We start from the raw sequence: 21522 nt of genomic DNA, 5'->3' as shown, positions 1-21522 counted from the left end.
ACAGTGACCGCCAACCGCATCGGAATCCACGCCGGGGTGTGGGGCTTCGACTGGTCACCGGATGCCGCGGAGCGCGCCATCCGTGGAGCCTCCGAGGCCGGCTACGACCTCATCGAGATTCCGGCCATCGATCGTGCCGCGCTCGACTCCCTCGACACCCGTCGCCTGCTCGACAGGCACGGCATCGACTCCGTCGTCTCGCTCGCCCTCGGCTTCGACGACGACATCAACTCGACGGATGCCGCCCGCTCCGCCCGCGGTGAACACCGACTGTCCGAGGCGGTGGCCTTCGCAGCGGAGATCGGTGCCCCGTTCGTCGGGGGCGTCGTCTACTCGGCGATGGGCCGCTACGGGCATCCGTTCGCCGCAGCCGATCGTGAGAACGCGCTCGGTGTACTGCGGCGGATCGCCGCCCTGGCGGCTCGCGACGGGATCACCCTCGGCATCGAGTACGTCAACCGCTACGAGTCGAACCTGCTCAACACGGCGGCGCAGACCGTGCGCTTCCTCGAGGACCTCGGCGTCGACAACGCGGTCGTGCACCTCGACACCTTCCACGCCCACGTGGAGGAGATCGACGTCTCGACGGCCGTCGCCGTCGCGGGGGATCGCCTCGGCTACATCCACGCCAGCGAGAGCCATCGCGGCCGCCTCGGCACCGGGGCCATCGACTGGCCGCGGCTGGCCAGAGCCCTCGTGGCCTCCGGCTATGGCGGGGCGATCACGGTGGAGACCTTCTCCAGCGCCGTGCTCACGACTGAGCAGTCCGTCGACATCGGGCTCTGGCGCCCGATGTGGAGCGACCCCACCGAGCTCGCCCACGAGTCCAACACCTTCCTGCGCACCGAGCTGGCTGCGGCATCCGTCGCCGTCTCGCTCGCCGCCTGAACCGACCACCAGACCCGCACCACCACCAGAACAGGAACACCATGCCGACCAACAAGCTCGGAGTCCACGCCCTCGTCTTCGCGGGTGGAACCACCCCCGCCGAGATGACCTCGATCATCGCCGAGACCAAGAAGGCCGGCTACGACATCCTCGAGCTGTCGCTGCACGATTCTCCGGCCCTCGACGTGGCGGCCGCCCGTGCCGAACTCGAGGCTGCCGGCCTCGGCATCGTCTGCTCGCGCGGCCTCGCCTTCGAGGCCGACGTCTCGAGCGACGACTCCGCCGTGGTCGCGAAGGGCGCTGCGCTCCTGCACGATTCGTTGCAGATCACGCACGACCTCGGCGGCACTCACTTCACCGGGGCGCTCTACAGCGCTCTCGGCAAGTACGGGCACCCGCTCTCCTCGGCGGGCCGGGCGAACGTCGTCTCGACGCTCAAGGACCTCGCAGTCGAGGCCGCGCAGAAGAACATGACGCTGGGCCTCGAGGTGTGCAACCGCTACGAGACCAACGTGATCAACACCGCGGCGGACGCCCTGCGCCTCGCCGACGACATCGGTGCCGACAACGTGGTGATCCACCTCGACAGCTACCACATGAACATCGAGGAGGATGACTTCTCACGACCCGTCAAGCTCGTCGGCGACCGCCTCGGCTATGTGCACATCGGCGAGAACCACCGCGGCTACCTCGGCAGCGGCCACCTCGACTTCACGTCGTTCTTCCACGCGCTGGAGGACATCGGGTACGCCGGTCCCATCACCTTCGAGTCGTTCTCCTCGGCCGTCGTCTCGCCGACGCTCTCGAACGACCTGGCGATCTGGCGTAACCTCTGGGACGACGGCCCCGCGCTCGCGCGTCACGCCCACACCTTCCTGAGCAACCGACTCGAGAGCAACCGTGTCTCCTAAGCCAGAACGCGCGGAACGGCCGCCGCTCTCGACCGAGGCCGTCGATGCCCTGGTCGCCCGCATCCATTCGCTGACGGATGCCGCCGGTCGGCGCGTTCTCATCGGCATAACCGGCAGCCCCGGCAGCGGCAAGACGACGCTGGCGACGACCATCGTGGGCCGGATCAACGGCGAGGCTGGAGCCATCGGCCCCGCCGTGCACCTCCCGATGGACGGCTACCACCTGGCCAATTCCACGCTCGACAGACTCGGCATCCACGATCGGAAGGGTGCCATCGAGACCTTCGACGGATGGGGTTTCGTGGCCCTCCTCGACCGGCTGCGCTCCGAGAGCGGCCACACGATCTACGCGCCGAGCTTCAAGCGCAAGGTCGACGAGGGGGTCGCCGGCGAGATAGCCGTCGACGACTCGGCGACGATCGTCGTCATCGAGGGCAACTACCTGCTGTCGGATGCCGCGCCGTGGTCCGGCATCCGGGACCGACTCGACGCCGCCTGGTTCTGCTCGACTCCGGTGGACGAGCGCGAGCGCCGCCTGATCGATCGGCACACCCGGCATGGGCGCACGCCCGAGGCCGCGACGGCCTGGGCGCGCGACGTCGACGGGGCCAACGCCTTGCTCATCGAGCGCTCGCGCGAGCGGGCCGAGCTGGTGATCTCCGGGGTGACCGGCGAGATCCTCTAGGGGGCGGCTGCGGCTGATGCGGCTGCGGCGGCGACGGCGGCTGTTGCGACCGGCCTGCGCCCCCTGGTGCTAGATGATGTGGATCGTCACGTCGTCGACCCAGAGGCCGGCGGCGAGCAGCACGGCCAGGCTTCCGGTGACGGCGAGCAGGCCCGGATGCGCGAGACCGACGACGAGGGCGTGCGTGCGCGGCATGCCTTCGAGGAAGCCCTTCGGCAGCCGGGTGCGCTTCGGGTGGGCGCGCCAGCCGCGCAGGCGCGAGAGGTACCAGGCGTAGCGGAACGTCAGCACGAGCCAGAGGAAGAGCACGACGACGGGAACCGCTGCCAGCACCCAACCGGCGCCGATCCCGAGGGTCGCGGTCTCGTTGTCCTTGCCCGCGTTCTGCAGCTGGGCGGCGATGGTGGCACTCAGGACGACCGAGATCGTCCAAGCGAGAAAGGCGAAGGTGTAGCCCGCGAAGCGTCCGAAGAAGTGCGCGAGCACGGACTCGGGGCGCTCGAGGTGAGAGCGTGGCGTCTGGCTCAGCACCACGATGGTCGCAGCGAAGCTCGGCAGCACGGCGATGACGACGAGCACCACCCAGATGACCGCGTGCAGGTCGAAGTGGTCTGCCACGAACAGCAGGGCCACCCAGAACGCCGCCCAGATCCAGCCCGCGGCGAGGGCGTGTTCCACCAACCACGTCGGGTGGCGGTCTTCCATGCCCGCGGCGATGCGATGCGCCCGTGCGCGTGGGGGTATCCGCGCCGGCTGCGGCGTGGTGTGCTGCTCCTGGTTCGCTTCGTCCATCGACCCCATCCTGCCGTGCGCCCGCCCGATCCGGGCATACCGTGCCTAGGCTGGTGGGCATGTCGGATGCCGCACTCGAGCCGTTCAGCCCCCACGCCGACCCTGCCGCCCTCGACGATCTGCGAGCCCGGCTGCTGGCGACGCGATGGCCCGATGCCCCGGAGGAAGCCGGCTGGAGCCTCGGTGCCGACCTCGACTACCTGCGCGAGCTCGCCGCCTACTGGGCCGACGGCTTCGACTGGACGACGCAGGAGATCGCGCTGGCGAGGCTGCCCCGCTACAGGGCGCGGGTGGGCGGACTGGGCATCCACCTCGTGCACGCTCCGGCGGCGCCGTCGTCGGCGGCGGCATCCGGTGTTGCGATTCCGCTGATCCTCACTCACGGCTGGCCCGACTCGTTCTGGCGGTTCTCGAAGGTCATCCCGCTGCTCACCGATCCCGGTGCCCACGGTGCCGACCCCGCCGACGCCTTCGAGGTGGTCGTTCCCGACATGCCCGGCTACGGCTACTCGGAGCATCCGTCGCCCGCCCTCGACTCCCGAGCCGTCGCGGGCCTGTGGTCCGAGCTGATGACGGCGCTCGGGCACGAGAGGTTCTTCGCGGCCGGCGGCGACATCGGCAGCCACGTGAGCCGCTACCTCGCCCTGGATCACCCTGAGAGGGTCGTCGCCGTGCATCGAACTGATGCCGGGATCCCGGCGCCCGGAGCCGACCTGTCGCAGCTCTCACCCGACGAGCGGGCCCTGGTCGCCGACGCTGCGCAGTGGAATGCGACCGAGGGTGCCTACGGAGCGATGCACCGCACCAAGCCGCAGACCGCGGCGTTCGGGCTGACCGACTCGCCCGTGGGCCTGCTGGCCTGGATCGTCGAGAAGCTGCGCTCGTGGAGCGACTGCGGCGGCGACATCGAGCAGAGCTTCACGAAGGACGAGATCCTCACGAACGTCACGATCTACTGGCTGACCGGCACGATCGGCTCGTCGATGCGCATGTACAACGCGAACTCGCAGCTGCCGTCGGAGCAGCTGGCGCGGCGGGTGGAGGTGCCGTCGGGCTTCTCGATCTTCCCGGCGGACATCGTGCGGGCGCCCAGCGACTGGCTCGAGCGCTCCACGAACCTGGTGAGCGCCACCGAGCCGGCGCGCGGCGGCCACTTCGCGGCCTTCGAGGAGCCCGAGCTCTACGCGCAGGAGCTGCGGGACTTCTTCCGGCCGTTCCGGACGCAGCTGTAGCGTTCTCCACCCTCGCGTTTACAGGATGAGCGCCCGTTCACGCTCTGGGGGAGGGGCATCCTCGCGCTCATCCTGTAAACGTGCGCTTGCATGCCGTTCGCGCGCTGAAGCTCAGCGAAGAGCGCTGGTGAACGCGGCCCCGGTCGCCTCGCGCACCTGCTCGAGGGAGACATCCGGAGCCAACTGCGTGAGCACCAGGCCGTCGTCCGTCACATCGAAGTCGGCGAGATCGGTGATGATGCGCTGCACGACCCGCAGGCCGGTGAGCGGCAGCGTGCACTCCTCGACGATCTTCGGCGCGCCGTCCTTCGCCACGTGCTCGGTGAGAACGACCACGCGCCTGGTGCCGGCCACGAGGTCCATCGCGCCGCCCATGCCCTTCACGAGCTTGCCCGGAATCGACCAGTTGGCGAGGTCACCGGAGCCCGACACCTGCATGGCGCCGAGGAAGGCCACGTCGACGTGTCCGCCGCGGATCATCGCGAACGAGTCCGCCGAGTCGAAGATGCTGCTGCCCGGAAGCACCGTCACCGTCTGCTTGCCGGCATTGATGAGGTCGGCGTCCTCCTCGCCCTCGAACGGGAACGGGCCCATGCCGAGCAGGCCATTCTCGCTCTGCAGCGTGATCGAGAGCCCGTCGGGAACGTTGTTCGCCACGAGGGTCGGGATGCCGATCCCGAGGTTCACGTAGTCGCCGTCGTGCAGTTCACCGGCGGCGATGGCCGCCATCTGGTCGCGGGTCCATGGCATGTCAGTTGCCCTCCTCGGGGCTCGCGGGGTTCACGGATCGCGGCGGGCGCACGGTGCGCTGCTCGATCGGCTTCTCGCGCTCGCTCGCCTGCACGAGGTGCTGCACGAAGATGCCGGGCGTCACGATGACGTTCGGATCGATCTCGCCGGCCTCGACGATGCGCTCGGCCTCGGCGATGGTCACCCGGCCGGCCGTCGCGACCGGCGGGTTGAAGTTGCGCGCCGTGTAGCGGTAGACGAGGTTCCCCTCGGTGTCGGCGAGGTGAGCACGCACGAGGGCGATGTCGGCCGTGATGGCGCGCTCGAGCAGGTAGGTCTCGCCGTCGAAGTCGGCCAGCGGCTTCCCCTCGGCCACCTGGGTGCCCACGCCCGTCTTCGTGTAGAACGCGGGGATGCCGGCCCCGCCGGCGCGCAGTCGCTCGGCGAGGGTGCCCTGCGGCACGAACTCGACCTCGAGGCGGCCGTCGAGGTACTGGCTGGCGAACAACCTGTTCTCGCCGACGTAGGAGCCGACGACCTTCGCGACCTGGTTGTTCTCGAGGAGCACGCCGAGGCCCCGGCCGTCGACGCCCATGTTGTTCGACACGATCACGAGGTCCTTCGCCCCCGAGTCGCGCACGGCGTCGATGAGGTCGAACGGCACGCCGCTGAGACCGAATCCTCCGACGGCGATGGTCATGCCGTCGGTGACCAGACCGCTGATCAGCGCTGCGGTGTCCGTGGCCAGTTTCGTCACGTTGCTCCCTCTCCATCGAGTGGCGCCCCGCGGACGCCGTCATGCCGACCCTAGGACGGCATCCGGAGTCGATCAACATGTGGACTAGCATGTGGAATCTCAGACAGGAAGTTTCACGATATGGAACGACGGATGCCGCAGCCTCCCGCGGGGACCCAGGTGGTGCAGCGCGTCGGCCACCTGCTGCGCGAGGTCACGAGCGCCCGAGGTGATGGCGTGCGACTGAACGACCTCGTCGCGAGAACCGGCCTCACCAAGCCCACGGTGCACCGCCTGCTCAACTCCCTCGCGGCCGAGGGACTGCTCGACCAGGACGAGAGCAGCGGCCGCTGGTTTCTCGGGGCCGAGATGTACGTGATGGGCTCGGCAGCGGCGAGCCGGTTCCCGATCGAGGAGATCGCGCATCCGTCGCTCGTGCGCCTGGCCGCGTCGACGGGGGAGTCGGCGTTCCTCTCGATGCGTCGGCGCAACGAGACGATCTGCCTGCTGCGAGAGGAGGGGAGCTTCCCCATCCGCTCCTTCGTGCTGGCCGAGGGCACCCGGTTCCCGCTGGGGATCGGCTCGGCCGGGCTGGCGATCCTCGCCCACCTCGACGAGGCGGAGCAGGAGGAGCACCTCGCCCGGCTCGACCTGAGCGGCAACCGGCACGGCGTGAACCAGACCCTGGCCGGCATCCGCAAGACCATCGCCGCGGCGCGGGAGGTCGGCTATGTCGTGAACCCGGGCCGCATCGTCGAGGGCAGCTGGGGCATGGCGGCGGCGATCTTCGACCGCGCCAACCGCCCGATGTGGGCGCTCACGCTCACCGGGATCGAGAGCCGGTTCAAGCCCGCCCGCCAGAAGGAGCTCGGGCGGGCACTGCTGCTCGAGGCCCACAGGGTGTCGCGCAGGCTCGCGAATCAGGCCGAGTGATCGGGGCGACCGGGCGGATGCGGCCGGTCAGGCCGCGCTCGACACCCACTCGAAGCCGTCGGGGTCGGTGAATCCGGCGTCTCCGGTGATTCCGCCGCCTCCGATCGCGATGCGGTGCGATCCGCTGCCCTCCGGCGGGACTCCGGCGGCCTTGGCGAGGGCCTTGCGGCTGTAGAGCCCCAGCTTGACCGGGCTCGATGGAATGTCGAACTCGGTGTAGGCGCCGAAGCTCTTCCCGACCGCCAGGCCGCGGTCGACGTAGAAGCGCTTGCTGGCCTTCACGTCATCGGCGGCGAGCAGGAGCACGACCTCGTCGATCTGGCGCGTGGCCGGGCCGGTGTCCTTCTTCGACGATGTCGCGACCTGCCAGATGGCGCCGTCCGGTGCCTGCACGACTCCGCCGTGTCCCCACAGGGACTTCTGCACGAGCTTGACCAGGGTCGCGCCGGCAGCGACGGCCGAGTCGACGAGGCTGCCGACGGTCGAGGGCTGGGAGACGATGAGCGAGAGGGTGTAGCCGCGGAATCCGCTGGACGGGCCTGCCGCATCCGTCATCTGGCGAAGCCTCAGCTGGGGGAGGACGCCGAAGGCAGCGGTGTAGAACTGCTCGGCGGAGGTGACGTCGGGAACGTCGAGGGCGACGGTGTCGATGGTGGTGAGTGCTGTGGTGGTGTTCATGTCGACCACGCTAAGTGGGCGCCTTCGTGTGGCGCTTCTCGGATCCTGCTCGGTTGGAACGACGACGCGTGGATGTCGCTGGGAGGGGTCGGAATCAGGTCGCCGCGCCAGAAGCCGTCGCCGGGAACGTGACGGCGGTCTGAGTGAGTGCCCAGCTGCCCAGCAGGCGCAGCTTCTCCTCCGTAGCGGAACCCCGAGCAGCGTTGTAGACGGTGAGCGTCAGTCCGGGGTCGGCGGGGAGGTCGAGGGCGTTGTAGATGAGCTCCAGTTCGCCGACGACCGGGTGGATGAAGGTCTTCGCGCCCGTGTGGTGCAAGCTCACCCGGTGGGCCGCCCAGCGGGTGCGGAACTCCTCGCTGCGCGTGCAGAGCTCTCCGACCAGATCGGTCAACGCCCGGTCGTACGGGTTCCGTCCGGCTTCGGAGCGCAGGATCGCGACATTGTCGTTCGCGGCGCGGTCCCAATCGCGGTAGAAGTCGTGCGCCTTCGGATCGAGGAAGATGAAGCGGGAGTGGTTCACCGGGCGGTCGGGGCTGGCGAAGAGCGGGGAGTAGAGCGCCTGGCAGAGCAGGTTGCCGGCGACGAAGTCCATGCGGGCGTTCCGCACGAACGCGGGAGCTGCGGAGATGGAGTCGAGGAGCAGTTGGATGCCGTCTCGTAATCTCGGCTGGGTCGACCGTCTCCGTGGTCCACGCGTGCTGGCGTTCGCGGCTCGTGACAGATCGAAGAGGTGGGCCGTCTCGGCGTCGTCGAGGTGGAGAGCTGCGGCGACGGCGTTGAGCACGCTGTCGGAGACGCCGGTGAGGTTGCCGCGCTCGAGGCGCGTGTAGTAGTCGGTCGAGACTCCGGCCATCATCGCGACCTCCTCCCGCCGGAGCCCGGGCACGCGACGAATGCCTCCATAGAGCGGCACTCCTGCCTGCTCCGGTGTGATCCGAGCCCGTCGCGCCGTCAGGAACGTCTGGACGTCGTCGCGGTTCTGCATGCGGCAACGCTACGCCGACGCCTGCATCCGCTGGGAGGTTCTGGCATAACCGGGATGAACCCGCCCTCCCACCCGGCGTCCGCGCGGGTGTCGAATGAGAAGCGGGACATCGACAGGAAACGACAGGAAGAGGAAGCTCATGACCGATCAGCAGAAGCAGGTCGGCGGAGGCCGCCGCATGTTCGGCGACTTCGCACCGAAGCTCGCCGCTCTCACCGACGACGTGCTCTTCGAGGACGTCTGGAACCGACCGGAACTCTCCGCCAGGGACCGCAGCCTGATCACCGTGGCCGTGCTCGCCGCCGGAGGGGACACCGCACAGCTCGAGTTCCACCTCGGGCGAGCCGTCGAGAACGGCGTCACACAGGACGAACTCATCGAAGCCATCACCCATGTGACCCTCTACGCCGGCTGGCCGAAAGGCATGGGCGCCATGGGCGTCGCCAAGAAGGTCTTCACCGACTAGCCGCCCGGTCGCCGGAAACAGGAATCGAAGCAGGACAAGAATCGGATCGGAACAAGGAGAGAACCCGGATGCACACTCGAACGCTCGGCCAGGGACTCGAGGTCTCGGCGATCGGCCTAGGATGCATGGGCATGTCGCAGAGCTATGGTCCCAATCCGGGCTCGCGTGACGACATGATCGGCGTCATCCGTGCCGCGGTCGATCGGCAGATCACCTTCTTCGACACCGCCGAGGTGTACGGGCCGTACGTGAACGAGGAACTGGTCGGCGAGGCTCTGCAGCCTGTGCGCGACCAGGTGGTGATCGCCACCAAGTTCGGCTGGAGGATCGAGGGCGGCAGGTCGGTCGGACTCGACAGCCGGCCGGAGCAGATCAAGCGGGTCGCCGACGCGTCGTTGCGACGGCTCCGCACCGACGTCATCGACCTGTTCTACCAGCACCGGGTGGACCCCGACGTTCCCATCGACGACGTCGCCGGTGCCGTCGGGGAACTGGTCCAGGCCGGGAAGGTGCGTCATTTCGGCCTCTCGGAGCCCTCCGCCGCGACGATCCGCCGAGCCCATGCCGTGTTCCCGGTGACAGCGGTGCAGAGCGAGTACTCGCTGTGGACGCGGGATCCCGAGCCCGAGGTGCTCCCGACGCTGGCCGAGCTCGGCATCGGCTTCGTTCCGTTCAGCCCGCTCGGGAAGGGCTTCTTCACGGGAACCGTCGACTCCGCTGCACCGTTCGCCGATGGCGACGTGCGCGGAGCGATCCCGAGATTCGATGCCGAGAATCGGCGTGCCAACCAGGCGCTCGTCGATCACGTCGCGGAGCTCGCCGCGACGCGCGGAGTGACCCCCGGCCAGGTCGCGCTCGCGTGGCTGCTCGCCCAGAAGCCGTGGATCACCCCCATCCCCGGCACCCGACGCGTCGAGCGCATCGACGAGAACGCCGCCGCGACGCAGACGGCGCTCTCGGCCGATGACATCGCCGACCTCGACGGCATCGTCGCGCGACTCGGTGTGACGGGCGATCGCTACAACGAGCAGCACATGGCGTACGTCGGCCGGTGACCGGATCAGTCGCGGTAGCGGGTCGCCAGAGCCCGTGGGACCCTCAGCGCCTCAACGCGTCAGATGCTCAGCCCGTGCCCGAAGCGGAACAGCGGGTCCTTCGTGTCGAACGGCACGTCCTCGCGGCTGGCCTCGACGGCGGCCATGCTCGACGGCAGGTCGAAGGGCAGCCTGCCCTTCGCCTCCGCGGCGCCGGTGAGCACATCGAGCAGAGCACGGGCGTTCGCTCCGTAGTTCGCGACGACCGCGGCCGGAGCACCGGGTGAGGCGACGATCGGCGTGAGGATCGCCGGGCGGTCGAGGTGCACGTCGACGATGGTGGGCACGGATGCCGCGACCTCGCGCAGGTGCGCGACGGCCTCGGCTGTGAAGTCGAGCGAGCCCTGGTGGAAGAAGTTCTCGAACACCGTGCTGCGCACCTCGAACGGAGCGTGCGTGCGGATGATCGCGACGTCGGCATCGGCGGGGGTGGCGACGACGGTGCCGTACTCGGCTGCGACGGCGACGTCGATGCCCTCGACATAGAGCTTCAGCCCGGTCGCGATCGGCAGTGTCGGAGTGGCGGCATCCGTCACCGGATTCGTGATCTCGGTGTTGGTCAGCACCGTGATCGAGGCGCGCTGGGCCGCCTCGCCGGCGGCACGGAACTCCTCTGACCCGACGACGATGCCCGCCGCAGCCACGTCGACGAGCGGGGCGTCGAAGAGTCCGAGCACGAACTTCTCGCGGAGGAGTCGACGGGCCGACTCATCGAGGCGGGCCTCGCTGATCTCGCCCGACTCGACGAGCTCGATGAGCAGTTCGGGGATCGCCTCGCCGCCGAACTGGTCGACACCGGCCTCGATGACCTTCACCATGCGCTCGCGCGGGGTGAGGTGCTCGACGCCCCAGGCGCGCGCCGGGAACGGCTGGCCGAAGATCTCGGAGTCGGAGATGAGCCCCCAGTCGGTGCAGACGATGCCGTCGAAGCCGTAGCGCTCGCGAAGCAGGCCGGTGATCACGCTCTTGTTGAAGCCGAAGCCGACCTCTTCGTACTCGGTGCCGACGGGCATGCCGTAGTAGGGCATGATCTGGCTGGTTCCGGCCTCGAATGCGGCCTCGAACGGCTTGAGGTGCAGTTCGAACTGGCCGCCGGGGTAGACCTGCTCGCGGCCGTGCGGGAAGTGGGCGTCCTCGCCGTCCATCTGCGGGCCGCCGCCGGGGAAGTGCTTGGTCATGGTGGCGACGGATGCCGCACCCAGCTCCGAGCCCTGGAAGCCGCGGATGTAGGCCGCTCCGAGGACGCTCGTGAGCTCGGGGTCCTCGCCGAAGGTGGCGACCTGGCGGCCCCAGCGCGGTTCGGTGGCGAGGTCGACCTGCGGATGCAGCGCCACCCGGATGCCGACGGCCGTGTACTCCTGGCGCGCGACGTCGGCGAACCGCTCGACGAGAGCCTCGTCGCGGATGGCGGCGAGACCGACGGTCTCGGGCCAGCTCGAGAACGGGCCGGACAGCATGCCGGCGAGCGGGTTGTCGCTGAACGAGTGCCTGGGGTCGGTGGAGATGGTGACGGGGATGCCGAGACGGGTCGTCGCCGCCAGTTCCTGCACCTTGTTGTGCCAGGCCGCCATGAGCTCGCCCGACGGCGCCGAGCCGAGCACGTTGAAGTGCGTCATGCCCTTGCCGATGACCATCGCCTCGTTGGACTCGAGTCCGAAGGTGGGGTCGGCCGCGGCGAGCTCGCCGTCCTGGCTCATGGCGATCATGGTCTGGAAGAACAGGCCCGCCTTCTCCTCCAGGCTCATCTGGCCGAGCAGGTTCTCCACGCGCTCGTCGACGGGCAGCGCCGCGTTCCGGTAGGTGGGATCGACGGTGTCTGCTGCGGTTCCGGATGCTGCGGCATCCGTCACGCTGGAATCGATGATGTCGGTCATGGTGTTACTTCACTCCCTTGATGCGATAGACGAGCACGGCGCCGGCGAGGGCGACGAGCGCGCCGAAGAGGTAGTAGACGGTGTAGCCGCCGAGCGCCGTGGTGGCGCCGAAGGCGATGATCATCGGGGCGATGGCCGGGGCGATGGACTGGGGGAGTGCGTTGGCGATGTTGAGCACGCCGAGGTCCTTGGCGGAGTCCGCCGCGTTGGGAAGGACCTCCGTGGCGAGAGCCATGTCGACCGACATGAACGAGCCGGCGCCGAAGCCGATGATCGCCTGGGCGAGGAGGACGACCCCGATGCTCGGTGCGAACGCCAGCACGACCAGACCGATGACCATGACTCCGCCGGCGACGGCCACGAACGGGCGGCGCTTGCCGATCCGGTCGGAGAGGATGCCGCCGATGGGGCCCGAGATCGCCATCGCGGCCATCGAGGCGAGGTTGGCCATGAGGATGGTGCCGATCGCATCCTGCTCGCTGAGCTTGAACTGCTCCACGAGGTAGAACGGCAGGAAGGTGGCGATGCCGGCGTAGCCGAACATGACGAGGAACTTGGTGAGCCACGTCCAGCCGAAGTCGGGGTGCTTGCGCGGGTTGAAGACGAAGGATCCGAAGAACTCCCTCACGCCGTAGCGCTCGGCCGGCTTCTCGGTGAGCACGCGGTCCTTCAGCACGACGACGAACACGACCACGGCGATCACGGCGATCAGGCCGGGAACGACGAATCGGCTGACGTCGTCGGCGAGGAAGTTCACCAGGAAGCTGCCGCCGAGGATGCCGAGCGGGGTGGTCAGGCCGACGATGCCCGACACCTTGCCACGACCCGAGACAGGAACCTGATCGGGCACGGTGGCGGTTGTCGCGGCGAGCACGCCGTTGAGCGCAGCCTGCACGATGCACCAGCCGATGAGCACGATCCAGGTGCTGGTCGCGACGCCGATGAGCGTGAAGGCGCCGAGGGCGACGAGCACGCCGCCGAGCATCCACGGGCGACGCATGCCGAACCGCGATGCCGTGCGGTCGGAGAGGCGGCCGACGAGAGGGTTGCAGATGAGGGCGAACAGGGCGCCGACGCCCATGATGATGCCGAGCTGGGCGGTCGCCTCCTCGGGCGAGGCGGTGATGTGCTGCACCTTGAAGGCCATCGAGACCATCACCGGGGTGAGCAGGGCGAGGTAGACGCCGAAGTTCGAGAGAGCGAGACCGGGGAGGAAGCCGCGGGGGGCCCGTCCGCTCTGCTTGCCCGCCGTGGCCGATTCGGCCAGGAGGAGATCGGACTGCGCGCCCAGCGAGGTCGCTGCGCCAGCCATTGACGACTCTGTCATGGGGTTCCTTTCGAATGAACCTGAGCCGCCATCGGCTCGCGGATGAGCATACATGAAAATAGACCGTGTGGTAACTCAATAAAGACCGCGTGGTAATCGGATGCCGTCCGAGCGGTAACCGTGCTGTGGGAGGATGGCTCTCGACCGGACTGATGGGGGACTCATGGGCGTGGTGTTCATCGCCGCCGCCGGCGCCGCGAATGCGCGGGCCGCCAGCGCCGCCCGCACGCGCGCGGCCATCCTCGAGTCAGCTGCCACCCTGTTCGTCGAGCGCGGCTTCGGTGCGGTGTCCCTCCGCGACATCGCCGCGCAGGCCGGGCTGTCGCATCCGGGAGTCCTCAAGCACTTCTCCTCGAAGGACGAGATCCTCGATGTGATCGTCGGCGATTTGGAGCAGGCCAACGAGGACCGCATCGGCGAGCGGGTGATGGGGGTCGACGTCTTCGTCGAGATCGCCCGCCAGAACGCCCTGCGCCCCGGCTACATCCCGTTGTTCGCGACGCTCGCCGGCGAGGCCACCAGCGCCGCTCACCCGGCGCACGTTCGATTCCGAGATCGGCACCGGCGCCTGCGCGGTCTCTCGGGGCAGTTCTTCGCGCAGGCCATCGCCGATGGCGAGCTCTCCGCGGAGACGGATGCCGTCGGCGAGGCGATCCGCCTCGCTGCGGCCTGGGACGGGCTGCAGCTCATATCGCTCTATCTTCCGGATCGCATCGATGTGCCGGCGATGCTCGAGACCCACCTGCGTCAGCTGCAGGGGATGGCGACGGCCGCCGCCGGGAACTCGGGCGTCGACTCCTCGAATGCGGAACCGACGCTGGACTTCGCGCCGTGGACGAACGACGTCGGCTACGCTCCGGGCCGCAAGCGCCGGGAGCAGATCATCGTCGAAGCCTCCGCCGTCTTCGCCAGTCGCGGCTTCTATGCCGCGAGCCTGCGCGAGATCGCCGAGCAGGTCGGCATCGGCAAGTCGACGCTGCTGCACCACTTCTCCAGCAAGGAGGAGCTGCTCGCAGCGGTGATCGAGCGCCGCGACTCCACGATCGGCGAGCGCACGGTCTTCGACCCGCAGACCGATCCGCGCGGCACGATGCTCTCCCTCCCCGATGGTGCGCGCCACGACGCCGCATCCGAGCCGGGCCTCATCGAGCTCTATGCCGTGCTCTCGGCCGAGGCCGCGGCGCCGTCGCATCCCGCTCATGCCTACTTCGAACAGCGTTTCGCGATGGCGATCGACCGTTTCGCCGGGATCATCAGTCGGCTCGACCTCGGGCCTGACGTCGACCCGTGGTTCGAGGCGTCCTGGCTGGTCGCGCTGTGGGACGGCTTGCAGCTGCAGTGGCTCTACGACCCCGACGGCGTCGACGTCGGCGATCAGCTCGAGGCGCACGTGGCGGCACTGCTGGCGCGCTGAGGCTCGTTCCGCTCGCTCGCCGACCCCCTCCGCTGATCGAGTAGCCCGCGAGCGCAGCGAGCAGGTGTATCGAGATCCACCCAGCTCGGCGCTCCTCCCCAGGGCTGCGCTCGTTCGTCGGAATCCACACCCTGTGGACAGAAACTTCCTGATCAAACGATGGATTCAGGGACTCGAGTGTCGGTGGGTGCCCGTAGCGTGAGGGTATGGAATCGCTCGGACAGCGGATGCGGGAGGCAGTGGCGGCGAACCGTGCGCTGCTCGCCGAAGCCGCTGCCGTCGGGGTGATGGGCGGCCTGTCGGATCAGGATCTGCTGCTCGTCGCCGCCGTGTCCGAAGACTCCGGCCGCGCCGCCGACGCGGTGCGTGTCCTCACCGCCGGTGAGGTCGCCGACCGGTCCCGTCCGATCCTGGGGTCGGAGTCGTTGGCGAAGCGGATGGGGTTCCCCACCCCGGCGGAGTTGCTGGAGCACGTCACCCGGGTGGACCTGCCCACTGCTCGGGCACGGCTGCGACTGGGGGCCCAGACCCGGCAGCACACCGCCCTGACCGGTGAGCTGCTGCCGGCGGAGTTCGACGCCGTCCGGGCGGGGCTGGCGTGTGGACGGTTGGGCATCGACTCGGCGCGCACCATCACCCGCATCCTCAGTCAGGCGAAGCGCGGCGCCCCGACCGACACCTACTCGAGGTTCGTACCCGCGGAGCATGAACTCGTCTGCGCGGCGATCGGCGAACCGGTCGAGCCCGGGGCCGCGGCGGAGCCGCCGGTGCCGCCGTCGATCACCGAGATCCAGGCTGGCACGTGGGCGGCGTACCTGAATCCCGACGGTGCCGAGCCGACCGAGAAGGACTTCGCGTCGCGCGGGTTCTGGTTCAAGCCCGCCCGCGACGGCCTGATCCCGTGCGGAGGCCTCCTCGTTCCCGAAGTCGCCGGTGCCATGCAGGCCGTGTTCACGTCGATGACCAACCCGCGCCAGTCGGAGAAGTTCATGGCCGAGGGGGATCGCGCTGCTCTCGAACTGCAGGCGCAGCAGGACGGGTTGAATGCGGTGCAGCTCACAGACCCCCGCACGCGCAGTCAACGTCAGCACGACGCCCTGGCGACGGTGTTCGACATCGCAGGCAGGTCGGGGGAGCTGCCCACGCTGGGCGGGGCATCGCCGACGATGCTCGTCACGGTCCACGCTGCCGATCACGAGTCGGGGCACGGGGTCGGTCACGTCGACGGACTCGAGATTCCCATCCCCATGGTCGCGGTGCGGCAGTTGTGCTGTGCGAACGGCATCCAACAGGTCGATCTCGCCGCGAATGGGAAGGTTCTCGCCCTGGGCACCACGGAACGGTGCTTCAACCGGACGCGACGTCGGGCGATGGACGCCCGCGACGGCGGCTGCGTCATCTGCGGTCGCCCCGCCGTCGAGACCGAAGCCCACCACGTCGTCCCGTGGGCTGTCGAACAACGCACCCACGTCGACAACGGGGTGTTGCTCTGCTGGTTCCACCACCGCACCATCGAGACCCGCGGCGGCTGGCGGGTGCGCATGGTCGATGGCAGCCCGCAGATCATGCCCCCACCCGAGCTCGGACCGCCCGAGTGGCGACCGGCGCGACGATCCCGGGTGAGGCAGGCCGAGGCGCTCCGACACCGGATGCGCAACCGGCAGTGAGAATCACAGGTCGAGCGTCGCCACCACCATCGCGTGGTCGGAGACCGGCGCCTCCTTGCGGGCAGCGGCATCCGGCGTGATCGACGGAAGTGCCGTCGCGCCGGTCACCGTGTCGACATCGGTGACATGAGCCCGCAGCGCCGTGGAGACGAAGATGTGGTCGATGAGTTCGGCGCGGCCCTCGAAGATTCGGGAGAAACGCCGCTCCTCGGGAATGAGGGGCGCGAGATTGAGCAGGCGCCACGCGTCGCCCTTGTCGGGTGACTTCTCGCCGCGCGTGCCGATCTCGGACCCGGGAGGACCCTGCAGCATCTGCGTTGTCGCCGCGCGCACCTCGTCGTTGAGATCTCCGAGCACGGCCAGCAACCGAGTGGCGCCCTCGCCGTCGAGCAGGTCGTCCGCGACTCCGCGCATGGCCACGGCCTCGGCCGCGCGGCGGTTCAGCGCGTAGGCGGCGAACCGCGCGCGCTGGGCCTCGTCCCGCGGCGAGAACGACGTCGTTCCGGGCACCCGGCCCGGGAACGAGAGCAGCTTGCTCTTCAGATGACCGACGAGGAGGTCGAGCGGATGCCCGCCCACGGTCACCCGGATCCTCAGAGCACCCCGGCCCATGGTCGTGAGCGGAGTGCCGTCGTCCGACGTCGGCGTCGACTGCAGGGCGGCCGGGATGGCGGTGTGCTCCGTCGTCTCCTCGATCGTCAGTCGCGACAGGAACCCCACCCTGATGGCGTGGTCGACGTCGAAATGCGTCGACAGCACACCGGTCCAGCCGTCGCCGAGGGCATCGATGAGGGCGTCGAACGCCGCGGGATCACCGACCTCCTCGACGGCCAGCACGTCGAGGTCTGCTGCGGCGATCGTCGACGCGAGCAGGGAGATCTTGCGCGCGAACGTGGTCGCATCCGTGGGACCGAACGGACTGCCCGGGGAGAACAGATTCTCGAGATTCCAGGTTCCGATGGTGGTCATGGTGCGCCTCTAGGGTTGCCTGTCGAGTCTCCTCCGCCTCGCCCGTCAGCGATAGTGCTGTTCGCCCCGTTCGGCCTTCTCGATGACATCGCGGATGCGCGCCGCACGCACGGCCGGAGTCTTGATGTTGCCGATGCGGAAGTAGACCCTGAAGCGGTCGATCTTGGTGAGGGTGTCGAAGAACGCCGCGGCGTCGGGACTGTTGTCGAGCGCGATCTGGAGGTCGGGCGGGGCCACGGCGTCCTTCTGCCGGTAGGCGGCATCCCAGCGGCCGTCGGCCTGGGCACGTTCGACCTCGGCGTGGCCGCCGGGCCGCATCCGTCCCTCCTCGATCAGGCGGGCCACGTGCTCGCGGTTGATCTGCGACCACGGGCTGTTCTTGCGGCGCGGAGTGAACGCCTGCAACGTGTAGTCCTCGTCGAAGCGGCCGGCCTGACCGTCGATCCAGCCGTAGCAGAGGGCGACGTCGAGGGCCTCCGACCAGGTGATGCCCGGAGCCGACGAGTTCTTCTTGCGGAGCTTCAACCGCACGCCGCCGTCGTCGGGCGTTCCCGAGAGGTACGCCTCCCACTCCTCGATCGTGACGTCGAGGATCGGCTTGTCGGCAAAGCTCACCATGGCTACGACGCTAGCGCGCCCTACCGACGTGCGGGCTACCTGCGTGAATCCGCCACCTCCATGCGCATCACCGTGTTGCCCTGGCCTTTGGGCCGCACGAAGGTGAAGCCCACTCGTTCGTACAGAGTGCGGGTGGCGTTGTAGAGGAAGGACGCCGACACCTTCTTTCCCGGCGGAACGTCGTGGGGGTAGCCCTCGACGATGCCGCCACCCGCTTCACCGATCAACGCGACGGCTCCACGCACGGCGAGTTCGGCGACGCCGTCGCGACGGTGGTTCTTGTCGACGAAGAGACAGGTGATCCTGTAGTCGGGCAGGCTGTCGAGGGTGGCCAGGTACTGCTTCTGATGATGGATGACCGGCAGTTCGGCTGGGGTGCCGTATTCGGCCCAGGCGATGGCGGTGTCACCGTCGAAGACCAGCGCCGCGTGCGCCCGGCCCTCCCGCACCAGTCGTTCCTTGTAGGCGCGGTTGCCCTCGGCCGTCTGGCCCTTCTCCTCGCACGCCGGATGGAACCAGGTGCACCAGCACCCGCCCCACACCCCGTTGTGACGCTCGGCCAGATCGGCGAAGGCGTCCCAGGTCTCCGCGGTCAGCGGCCTGATCTCGTGGTCGTCCATGTCGCGGAACTCTACGACTGCTCCGCCGTCAGCGCTACGGTGGAGCGGTGATCCAGCACACAGTCAGCTTCGTCCTGCGGCATCCGAGCGATTCGACGGAGGAGCGTGCCTTCCTCACGGATGCCGCCGCCATCCTCCCCGCCATTCCGGGTGTCGAGAACTTCCGCATCTCGCGTCAGGTCAGCGAGAAGAGCAGCCACGACTTCCAGTTCTCGATGGAGTTCCCGGATGCCGCTGCCTATGCCGCGTACAACGGGCATCCCGCTCACGTGCAGTTCGTCGAGACGCGCTGGGTGCCCGAGGTGGCCGACTTCCAGGAGCTGGACCTCGTTCCGTTCTCGCGCGGTCGCTGAGGCCCGGACGCAGTCCGCGGCGGAAGCGCCCTCTCAGCGGCGGGGGATCGTCGATCCGCGGATGACGAGGCGCACGGGAAGGTGCTCGGTTCCGCCGGTGACCTCGGTGCTGCCAGCCCCGCCGGCCCCGTCGAGTGCGTCGAAGATCCGCGTCGCCGCGACCCGTCCCAGCTGCTGCAGGTTCGCGTCGATGGTGGTGAGTCCCGGGCGCGAGTTGGTCGCGAGGATCTCCCAGTTGTCGTAGCCGATCACGGCGACGTCGCCCGGCACATCGCGGCCGAGGTCGCGAAGGGTGTCGAGGGCTCCTCGGGCGATCTGGTCCGATCCGCAGACGATGCCGTCGACATCGGGGTACTGGCGCAGCAGCATGGCCGATGCGTCGCGGCCCCAGTGCTCCGACCAGTCGGAGTACATCGGCGATCCGACGAGCTCGAGGCCGGCATCCGTCAACGCCTCCCTCACACCGACCGCGCGGTCCTGGGCTGCAGCGAATGCCGGGTCGCCCGAGATGAGGGCGATGCGGCGCCGACCACAGGAGAGCAGATGCTCCACGGCGAGACGGCCGCCAGCGCGGTTGTCCGGAGTGATGGAGATGTCCGTCGGGTCGTCCGACGGCGCGTAGGCGTAGACCACGGGAACCGGGATGTCGTGGCCGAGCGAGGGGCGCGGGTCGGTCTGGCGTCCGACGACGATGATGCCGTCGACCCGGCGCGTGAGCAGGGCCTTGAGGTGGTGCTGCTCCCGGATGGCGTCGCCTCGCGCATCGCAGAGGAACACGTTCACCTGCCCGGCTCCGAAGGCGTCTTCCGCGCCCATGAGGATGGGGATGACGAAGCGACCCTCGAGGTCGCTGGTGAGGAGTCCCACCGTGCCGGTGCGCCCGTTGATGAGGCCGCGGGCGAGTTCGTTGGGGGTGAAGGAGATCTGCTCGGCTGCCGCCATCACGCGCTGGCGGGTGGCTGGAGCGACCTGGTCACGGCCGTTGATGGCCTTCGACGCCGTGGCGATGGAGACACCGGCGAGCTTCGCGACATCGCTCAGGGTCGCCGCGCGTCCGGTCGACCCGCCCGCTTCCCGCTCTGCCATGCCCAGCTCCCCTCGCGTGTCGTAAACGTTACAGGATGTCGCACTTGACGGGCCGGATTGCCCCGCGATACCGTACCGAAAAGCATTTCGGATGTTTCGGTAGTTCCTGCCGCACAGCACCGGGCCCCACCCGGCCCACTCAATGACGAGTTCGAAGGAGTACTTCCATGACACGCACCATGAACCGACGGATGCGCAGGGTCGGTGCCCTGGTCACCGCCGGCGTCCTGCTGGCCGGCCTCGCCGCCTGCTCCAGCTCCGATCCGGGCACCTCCGCCGCGAGCGCCGGACCCGAGGGCGTCGACGACGGCACATCGCTCACCCTGTGGACCCGCGCCCCTCTCGAGAAGCAGGCCAACCTGCTCGTCGACGCCTACAACGCCAGCCACGAGAACCAGGTGAAGCTCACCGTCGTGCCCAACGACGACTACGTCGCCAAGGTGGGCGCGGCTGCCGGCTCCAACAGCCTGCCCGACCTGTTCGCCGCTGACATCGTCTACGTTCCCAACTGGGTGAAGCAGGGCCTGTTCCAGGACCTCACCGCCAACATCGACGGCCTCGACTTCAAGGACTCCATCAACAAGGGTCACCTCGCGGCCGGAACCGCAGACGGCAAGGAGCACGTGCTTCCGTTCGTGCTCGACCTGTCGATGCTGTTCTGGAACAAGGCCCTCGCCACCGAGGCCGGCCTCGACGCCGAGGCGGGTCCGGCCGATCTCGCCGAGTTCGCCGAGTGGGCCAAGGCCATCCAAGGCCTGAACAAGCCCGACACCTACGGCACGGCGACAGGCCTGAACTGCGGCGGATGCCTCGTCTTCACGTGGTTCCCGAGCGTGTGGGCCGCCGACGAGCAGGTCATGAACGAGGAGGGCACCGAGTCGCTGCTCGCGAGCGACACCGCGAAGGAGATCTACAGCACCTGGGCCGACCTGTGGAAGTCCGGCGCCGTACTGCCGTCGTCGAAGGACGAGGCAGGACCCACCTGGACCGCCGGCTTCACCGAGGGCAAGGTCGGACTCATGCCCTACCCGGCCACGCTGCTGTCGTCGACTCCCTTCGACGTCGGCGTCTCCGGCATCCCGAGCCCGAAGGGCGGCGGATCCACCTTCGTCGGCGGTGACGGCATCGGTGTCTCGAAGGACTCCAAGAAGGCCGCCCAGGCGTGGAACTTCCTCAACTGGATGATGTCGGAGGAGGCCCAGGTCGGCGTTCTCGCGAAGGACAACGACGTGGTCTCGCGCTCCGACCTCGCCACCAACGAGTACTCCGAGAAGGACCCGCGCCTCATCACCATCAACGAGGTCGCCGGCGAGGGTGACACCCCGGTGTCGCTCAACTTCCAGGAGGCGTTCAACTCGCCCACCAGCCCCTGGCTGACCCTCGTGCGGAACGCCGTGCTCGAGGGCACCGACACGGTCGACGCGGACAACGACGCGATCACCGACGTGCTCTCGCAGTAGCAGAC

General features: G+C 68.8%; 22 protein-coding genes. 11 read left to right on the top strand and 11 right to left on the bottom strand.

What is annotated here, in order from left to right:
* Positions 1 to 3 precede the first annotated feature (3 nt).
* Genes E4M00_RS00785 through E4M00_RS00775 form a run of 3 tightly spaced genes read left to right on the top strand, consistent with a single transcriptional unit; the run spans position 4 to position 2484 of the window.
* Positions 4 to 888 (top strand): sugar phosphate isomerase/epimerase family protein, encoded by an 885-nt coding sequence (locus E4M00_RS00785; protein WP_167756779.1) that lies wholly within the window; start codon positions 4 to 6, stop codon positions 886 to 888.
* A 41-nt stretch (positions 889 to 929) separates the two neighbouring features.
* Positions 930 to 1799 (top strand): sugar phosphate isomerase/epimerase family protein, encoded by an 870-nt coding sequence (locus tag E4M00_RS00780; RefSeq protein WP_056166493.1) that lies wholly within the window; start codon positions 930 to 932, stop codon positions 1797 to 1799.
* The gene (locus tag E4M00_RS00775; protein ID WP_135118672.1) at positions 1789 to 2484 is read left to right on the top strand and encodes a nucleoside/nucleotide kinase family protein; all 696 of its coding nucleotides are present in this window, start codon (positions 1789 to 1791) and stop codon (positions 2482 to 2484) included. The genes E4M00_RS00780 and E4M00_RS00775 overlap by 11 nt, the downstream gene beginning before the upstream one ends.
* Before the next feature lie 69 nt (positions 2485 to 2553).
* Here the strand turns inward: E4M00_RS00775 and E4M00_RS00770 are convergent, their stop codons facing one another.
* The gene (locus tag E4M00_RS00770) at positions 2554 to 3276 is read right to left on the bottom strand and encodes a hypothetical protein (protein WP_135118671.1); all 723 of its coding nucleotides are present in this window, start codon (positions 3274 to 3276) and stop codon (positions 2554 to 2556) included.
* A 59-nt stretch (positions 3277 to 3335) separates the two neighbouring features.
* Between E4M00_RS00770 and E4M00_RS00765 the strand changes: the two genes are divergently transcribed.
* Positions 3336 to 4508: an epoxide hydrolase family protein gene (locus tag E4M00_RS00765; RefSeq protein WP_135118670.1), complete on the top strand. Its 1173-nt coding sequence runs from the start codon at positions 3336 to 3338 to the stop codon at positions 4506 to 4508.
* A gap of 111 nt (positions 4509 to 4619) precedes the next feature.
* On the opposite strand, the gene E4M00_RS00760 is transcribed toward E4M00_RS00765, so the two are convergent.
* Both E4M00_RS00760 and E4M00_RS00755 read right to left on the bottom strand, forming a co-directional pair.
* Positions 4620 to 5258: a CoA transferase subunit B gene (locus E4M00_RS00760; RefSeq protein ID WP_135118669.1), complete on the bottom strand. Its 639-nt coding sequence runs from the start codon at positions 5256 to 5258 to the stop codon at positions 4620 to 4622.
* A gap of 1 nt (position 5259) precedes the next feature.
* Positions 5260 to 5994 carry a CoA transferase subunit A gene (locus tag E4M00_RS00755; protein WP_135118668.1) on the bottom strand — a complete coding sequence of 245 codons (735 nt, stop codon included), beginning with the start codon at positions 5992 to 5994 and terminating at the stop codon, positions 5260 to 5262.
* A gap of 132 nt (positions 5995 to 6126) precedes the next feature.
* Between E4M00_RS00755 and E4M00_RS00750 the strand changes: the two genes are divergently transcribed.
* Positions 6127 to 6906 carry an IclR family transcriptional regulator gene (locus tag E4M00_RS00750; RefSeq protein WP_135118667.1) on the top strand — a complete coding sequence of 260 codons (780 nt, stop codon included), beginning with the start codon at positions 6127 to 6129 and terminating at the stop codon, positions 6904 to 6906.
* Positions 6907 to 6933: 27 nt separating this feature from the next.
* Here E4M00_RS00750 and E4M00_RS00745 read toward each other — a convergent pair whose 3' ends face one another.
* Positions 6934 to 7584, bottom strand: coding sequence for a VOC family protein (locus E4M00_RS00745; RefSeq protein ID WP_135118666.1), 651 nt, complete (start codon positions 7582 to 7584; stop codon positions 6934 to 6936).
* Between the two features lie 94 nt (positions 7585 to 7678).
* A complete protein-coding gene (locus E4M00_RS00740; protein WP_135118665.1) occupies positions 7679 to 8569 on the bottom strand; it encodes a helix-turn-helix domain-containing protein in 891 nt (296 codons plus the stop codon).
* A 139-nt stretch (positions 8570 to 8708) separates the two neighbouring features.
* Between E4M00_RS00740 and E4M00_RS00735 the strand changes: the two genes are divergently transcribed.
* Positions 8709 to 9035: a carboxymuconolactone decarboxylase family protein gene (locus E4M00_RS00735; protein WP_135118664.1), complete on the top strand. Its 327-nt coding sequence runs from the start codon at positions 8709 to 8711 to the stop codon at positions 9033 to 9035.
* Positions 9036 to 9103: 68 nt separating this feature from the next.
* A complete protein-coding gene (locus tag E4M00_RS00730) occupies positions 9104 to 10090 on the top strand; it encodes an aldo/keto reductase (RefSeq protein WP_135118663.1) in 987 nt (328 codons plus the stop codon).
* Between the two features lie 59 nt (positions 10091 to 10149).
* Here the strand turns inward: E4M00_RS00730 and E4M00_RS00725 are convergent, their stop codons facing one another.
* On the bottom strand, positions 10150 to 12003 hold the full coding sequence (locus tag E4M00_RS00725; RefSeq protein ID WP_135118662.1) for a glycoside hydrolase family 3 protein: 1854 nt from the start codon (positions 12001 to 12003) through the stop codon (positions 10150 to 10152).
* 4 nt (positions 12004 to 12007) lie between these two features.
* Entirely contained in the window at positions 12008 to 13330 is a 1323-nt protein-coding gene (locus E4M00_RS00720) for an MFS transporter (protein WP_135118661.1), read from the bottom strand.
* Positions 13331 to 13463: 133 nt separating this feature from the next.
* Between E4M00_RS00720 and E4M00_RS00715 the strand changes: the two genes are divergently transcribed.
* On the top strand, positions 13464 to 14744 hold the full coding sequence (locus E4M00_RS00715) for a TetR/AcrR family transcriptional regulator (RefSeq protein ID WP_135118660.1): 1281 nt from the start codon (positions 13464 to 13466) through the stop codon (positions 14742 to 14744).
* 206 nt (positions 14745 to 14950) lie between these two features.
* Positions 14951 to 16411 (top strand): HNH endonuclease signature motif containing protein, encoded by a 1461-nt coding sequence (locus tag E4M00_RS00710; protein ID WP_135118659.1) that lies wholly within the window; start codon positions 14951 to 14953, stop codon positions 16409 to 16411.
* Positions 16412 to 16414: 3 nt separating this feature from the next.
* Here E4M00_RS00710 and E4M00_RS00705 read toward each other — a convergent pair whose 3' ends face one another.
* From E4M00_RS00705 to E4M00_RS00695, 3 genes are read right to left on the bottom strand one after another with little or no spacing between them, the layout of a single operon-like run.
* On the bottom strand, positions 16415 to 17380 hold the full coding sequence (locus tag E4M00_RS00705) for an endonuclease/exonuclease/phosphatase family protein (protein WP_135118658.1): 966 nt from the start codon (positions 17378 to 17380) through the stop codon (positions 16415 to 16417).
* 45 nt (positions 17381 to 17425) lie between these two features.
* On the bottom strand, positions 17426 to 17998 hold the full coding sequence (locus tag E4M00_RS00700) for a YdeI/OmpD-associated family protein (protein WP_135118657.1): 573 nt from the start codon (positions 17996 to 17998) through the stop codon (positions 17426 to 17428).
* A gap of 35 nt (positions 17999 to 18033) precedes the next feature.
* Complete coding sequence (locus tag E4M00_RS00695; RefSeq protein WP_135118656.1) at positions 18034 to 18618, bottom strand: GNAT family N-acetyltransferase; 585 nt, start codon at positions 18616 to 18618, stop codon at positions 18034 to 18036.
* Between the two features lie 47 nt (positions 18619 to 18665).
* Here E4M00_RS00695 and E4M00_RS00690 point away from each other — a divergent pair, with 47 nt between their 5' ends.
* On the top strand, positions 18666 to 18971 hold the full coding sequence (locus E4M00_RS00690) for a Dabb family protein (RefSeq protein WP_135118655.1): 306 nt from the start codon (positions 18666 to 18668) through the stop codon (positions 18969 to 18971).
* A gap of 33 nt (positions 18972 to 19004) precedes the next feature.
* Here the strand turns inward: E4M00_RS00690 and E4M00_RS00685 are convergent, their stop codons facing one another.
* A complete protein-coding gene (locus E4M00_RS00685; RefSeq protein ID WP_135118654.1) occupies positions 19005 to 20057 on the bottom strand; it encodes a LacI family DNA-binding transcriptional regulator in 1053 nt (350 codons plus the stop codon).
* Positions 20058 to 20224: 167 nt separating this feature from the next.
* On the opposite strand from E4M00_RS00685, the gene E4M00_RS00680 reads away from it, so the two are divergent.
* On the top strand, positions 20225 to 21517 hold the full coding sequence (locus E4M00_RS00680) for an ABC transporter substrate-binding protein (RefSeq protein WP_135118653.1): 1293 nt from the start codon (positions 20225 to 20227) through the stop codon (positions 21515 to 21517).
* Positions 21518 to 21522 lie beyond the last annotated feature (5 nt).

Origin of the sequence: Orlajensenia leifsoniae, from assembly GCF_004570845.1 — a bacterium.
GTDB classification, from domain to species: Bacteria; Actinomycetota; Actinomycetes; order Actinomycetales; family Microbacteriaceae; genus Orlajensenia; species Orlajensenia leifsoniae.
The sequence above is the reverse complement of the archived record's forward strand: the minus strand, read 5'-3'. Positions and strand labels throughout refer to the sequence as shown.